The sequence below is a fragment of the Sphingomonas bacterium genome (assembly GCF_903643035.1).
GTDB lineage: Bacteria > Pseudomonadota > Alphaproteobacteria > Sphingomonadales > Sphingomonadaceae > Sphingomonas.
Genome location: NZ_CAHJWW010000203.1, coordinates 1 through 4,913, shown reverse-complemented (window position 1 = coordinate 4,913; position 4,913 = coordinate 1). Strand labels below are relative to the sequence as shown.

At 69.2% G+C, this 4,913-nt stretch carries 2 protein-coding genes and 1 pseudogene; all 3 read left to right on the top strand.

What is annotated here, in order from left to right:
• Window positions 1-228 precede the first annotated feature (228 nt).
• Complete coding sequence (secA, locus tag HUV01_RS11900) at window positions 229-2,994, top strand: preprotein translocase subunit SecA (RefSeq protein WP_174298459.1); 2,766 nt, start codon at window positions 229-231, stop codon at window positions 2,992-2,994.
• 118 nt (window positions 2,995-3,112) lie between these two features.
• Window positions 3,113-4,570 carry an IMP dehydrogenase gene (guaB, locus tag HUV01_RS11895; RefSeq protein ID WP_174298458.1) on the top strand — a complete coding sequence of 486 codons (1,458 nt, stop codon included), beginning with the start codon at window positions 3,113-3,115 and terminating at the stop codon, window positions 4,568-4,570.
• Between the two features lie 99 nt (window positions 4,571-4,669).
• Window positions 4,670-4,913 (top strand): annotated as a pseudogene (locus HUV01_RS11890) (RsmB/NOP family class I SAM-dependent RNA methyltransferase); the annotation flags it as partial.

Genomic DNA, 4,913 nt, shown 5'->3' with positions numbered 1-4,913 from the left:
CGGTCTCGCGCGGCAGGCGCAGCTTCCCTTCGCCGTGGCATCGCCCGCCCGCCTGTCGCCGGCGCTGCTGCCCGCGATGCCGCGGCCCGTCCCCGTCGTCACGGCGCGGCGCCTTGTGGAGCGTCGGCGGGAATAGCCGTCGGCCGGCAACGGCCGCCGCTTCCGCTCTCGTCATCATCCGTCCGGTGCCTGCGCGCCGGCGCCTCCTCGCCATTCAGGAACATGCCCATGCTCGGCGCCATCGCCAAGTCGCTCTTCGGCTCGTCCAACGACCGCTACGTGAAGTCGCTCAACCCCCTCCTCGCCAAGATCGCCGGGTTCGAGGCTTCGCTGCAGGCGATGGACGACGCCGACCTCGCCCGCCGGACGGAGCGTTTCCGCGAGCGGCTCGCCGCCGGCGAGACGCTGGACCAACTGCTGCCCGAGGCGTTCGCGACGGTGCGCGAGGCGGCGCGGCGCGTGCTGGGGATGCGGCATTTCGACGTGCAGATGATCGGCGGCATCGTCCTTCACCGCGGCGAGATCGCCGAGATGCGGACCGGCGAGGGCAAGACGCTGGTCGCGACGCTCGCCTGCTATCTCAACGCGCTGCCGGGCAAGGGCATCCACGTCATCACCGTCAACGACTATCTCGCCGCGCGCGACGCGGACTGGATGGGGCAGGTCTACAGGTTCCTGGGCCTGACCGTCGGCGTGATCGTCCCCAACCTCACCGACCAGCAGCGGCGGGACGCCTATGGCTCCGACATCACCTATGGCACCAACAACGAGTTCGGCTTCGACTATCTGCGCGACAACATGAAGTACGACCGCGCGTCGATGGTGCAGCGGCCGTTCGCGATGGCGCTGATCGACGAGGTCGATTCGGTGCTGATCGACGAGGCTCGCACGCCGCTCATCATCTCGGGGCCGACCGACGACAAGTCCGAACTGTACATGAGCGTCGACGCGGTCGTGAAGCGGCTTGGTCCCGACGACTACGAGATGGACGAGAAGCAGAAGACCATCATCCTGACCGAGGACGGCACCGAACGCGCCGAGCGGATCCTGGAGGAGGCCGGCCTGCTCGAAGGCGCGAACCTGTACGATTTCGAGAACACGCAGGTCGTCCACCACCTGAACCAGGCGCTGCGCGCGAACATGATGTTCAAGCGCGACGTCGATTACCTGGTGAAGGACGACAAGGTCATCATCATCGACGAGTTCACCGGCCGGATGATGGACGGGCGGCGCTGGTCGGACGGGCTGCACCAGGCGGTGGAGGCGAAGGAGGGGGTCAGGATCGAGCCCGAGAACCAGACGATGGCCTCCATCACCTTCCAGAACTATTTCCGCATGTACCCCAAGCTGGCGGGCATGACCGGCACCGCGGCGACCGAGGCGTCGGAGTTCTACGACATCTACAAGATGAACGTCGTCAGCATCCCGACCAACGTCGTCGTCAAGCGGGTCGACGAGGAGGACACGTTCTACAAGTCGATCGAGGACAAGTTCCGCGGCATCGCCCGCACCATCCGCGACCATGCCGAACGAGGCCAGCCGGTGCTGGTCGGCACCGTGTCGATCGAGAAGTCGGAGCTGCTGAGCGAGTTCCTGACGCAGGAGGGCGTGGTCCATTCCGTCCTGAACGCGCGCTTCCACGAGCGCGAGGCGCATATCGTCGCGCAGGCCGGGCGCGCGGGCGCGGTGACGATCGCGACCAACATGGCCGGGCGCGGGACCGACATCCAGCTCGGCGGCAACCTGGAGTTCCGCGCCGAGGACGAGCTGGCGGGCGTGCCCGACGGGCCGGAGCGCGAGGCGGCGCTCGACCGTATCCGGGCGGAGATCGCGGCGGAAAAGGAGCGCGTGCTCGCCGCGGGCGGGCTGTTCGTGCTGGCGACCGAGCGGCACGAGAGCCGGCGGATCGACAACCAGCTGCGCGGGCGATCGGGGCGGCAGGGCGACCCCGGATTGAGTCGCTTCTACCTGTGCCTCGACGACGACCTGCTGCGCATCTTCGGCCCGGACACGATGTTCTCCAAGATGATGCGCTCGTCGATCGAGGACGGCGAGGCGCTGCCTCCGTCGCGCTGGATGACCAAGGCGATCGAGACCGCGCAGAAAAAGGTGGAGGCGCGCAACTACGACATCCGCAAGCAGGTCGTCGAGTACGACGACGTGATGAACGACCAGCGCAAGGTGATCTACGAACAGCGCGCCGACATCATGGATTCAGGGACGGTCGGCGACGTGGTGGGCGACATGCGGCTGGAGACGGTGAACGGCATCGTCGGCGCCGCCTGCCCGCCCAATAGCTATCCCGAGCAGTGGGACGTCGAGGGCATGAAGAAGCGGCTGGCCGAGCTCCTGAACCTCGAACCGCCGGTCGACGACTGGCTGAAGGAGGAGGCGATCGACGCCGAGACCGTCGAGACCCGCGTGCGCGAGGCCGCCGACGCGGCGATCGCGGCCAAGGCCACGGACTTCGACGAGGCGACGTGGACGCAGGTGGAGAAGTCGATCCTCCTCCAGAACCTCGACCATCACTGGAAGGAGCATCTGTCGACGCTCGATGCGCTGCGCCAGGTCGTGCACCTGCGCGCCTATGCGCAGAAGACGCCGATCAACGAATACAAGCAGGAGGCGTTCGCGCTGTTCGAGCGGATGCTGTCGGGGATCAGGGAGGACGTGACGCGCACCATCGCCCACGCGCATTTCCAGGTCCAGGCGCCGCCCGAGCTTCCCGAGCTGCCGGATTTCCTCACCACCCATTTCGATCCGTTCACCGGCGAGGACGATACGCGGGACATCGACGCGGGCAATGCATGGGGTTCGGGCGGCGGCCCGCTGGGGCTCGTATCGACGCAGATCGCGCCGATGCAGATGGTCCAGCCCAGTGCCGGGGATCTGGGCATGGACCCCGCCGACTGGATCGGCGGCGTCAACCGCAACGCGCCCTGCCCGTGCGGGTCGGGGCGCAAGTACAAGCACTGCCACGGGGCAGTCGCCTGATCCTCATCGCCAACCCCGGAACAGGTCCGGGGTGACGGGAGGGGGAGGGTGGCGCCCGGCGGTCCCGCTGGGTACAGAAGCCGCGACCCGCCCCCCTGCCGCGAGACGAACGCACCCCATGGACATCCGCCTCGGCCTGACGTTCGACGACGTCCTTCTCGTCCCCGCCGAATCCGAGGTGCTGCCGAGCGCGGCGGACACGCGCACGCATGTGACGCGGGAGATCGCGCTGACGATCCCGATCCTGTCGGCGGCGATGGACACGGTGACGGAGGGCGAGATGGCGATCGCGATGGCGCAGCTGGGCGGCATCGGCGTGCTCCACCGGAACCTGACCGTGCTGGAGCAGTGCGACGCGGTACGGCAGGTCAAGCGGTTCGAGAGCGGGATGGTCGTGAACCCGATCACGATCATGCCGCACGCGACGCTTGCCGACGCGCGGTCGCTGATGGCGCGGCACAGGATCAGCGGCATCCCCGTGGTGGAACAGGACCGGCGGCTGGTCGGCATCCTGACCAATCGCGACGTCCGCTTCGCCGAGAACCCGCGCCAGCCGGTCGCGGAGCTGATGACCCGCGACAACCTCGTCACCGTCAGTGCGGGCGTCGGCGAGGAGGAGGCGCGGCGACTGCTGCACGGTCGCCGGATCGAGAAGCTGCTGGTGGTGGACGAGGCCTATCGCTGCGTCGGCCTCATCACCGTCAAGGACATCGAGAAGGCGGTGAACTATCCCGACGCGACCAAGGACGGCGCGGGGCGGCTGCGCGTCGCGGCCGCCACCACGGTGGGCGACCGGGGCTTCGAGCGTACCGCCGCGCTGATCGACGCCGAATGCGACCTCATCGTCATCGACACCGCGCACGGCCACAACCGCGACGTCGCGCGCGCCGTCGAGCGGGTGAAGCGGATGTCCAACGCCGCTCAGGTGATCGCCGGCAACGTCGCGACCGCGGAAGCCGCGCGGGCGCTGATCGGCGCGGGGGCGGACGGGATCAAGGTCGGCATCGGTCCGGGCTCGATCTGCACCACCCGCGTGGTCGCCGGTGTCGGCGTGCCGCAGCTGACCGCGGTGATGGACGCGGCGGGGGAGGCCGCGAGGTCGAACGTGCCGGTGATCGCCGACGGGGGCCTGCGCACCTCGGGCGACCTTGCCAAGGCGCTGGCGGCGGGGGCGTCGACCTGCATGGTCGGCAGCCTGCTGGCGGGCACGGCGGAGGCGCCGGGCGAGACGTTCCTGTACCAGGGGCGCGCGTACAAGTCGTACCGCGGCATGGGCTCGGTCGGCGCGATGGGGCGCGGCTCGGCCGACCGCTATTTCCAGGGCGACATCAAGGACCAGATGAAGCTGGTGCCCGAGGGGATCGAGGGGCAGGTGGCGTTCAAGGGGCCGGCGCGCGACGTCATCCACCAGCTGGTCGGCGGCGTCCGCGCGGCGATGGGCTATACCGGGTCGGCGACGATCCCCGAGCTCCAGCGCCGCGCGTGCTTCGTCCGGATCACCGGCGCCGGTTTGCAGGAGAGCCACGTCCACGACGTGACGATCACGCGCGAGGCGCCGAACTATCCGACGCGGTGAGGGTCCCCCTCCCGCTTGCGGGAGGGGTCAGGGGAGGGGAATGATCGTGCATCCCTTTCCTTCGCGGCCCCAACCCCTCCCGCGAGCGGGAGGGGAGCCTTGACTCCCGGCGCGCGGGTACAGGCGGCGATCGAGCTGCTCGACGCCGTCATCGCCGCCGCGCGCGAGGGCGGGGCGGCGGCGGACACGCTGGTCGCGCGCTATTTCGCCGCGCGCCGCTATGCGGGGTCGAAGGACCGGCGGGCGGTGCGCGAGCTGGTCTATGCCGCGATCCGCATGTTGGGCGAAGCGAACGTCGTGCGTGACCATGCAGATGGTCGCGCCGCTGGCGTGGAGTTCCTTC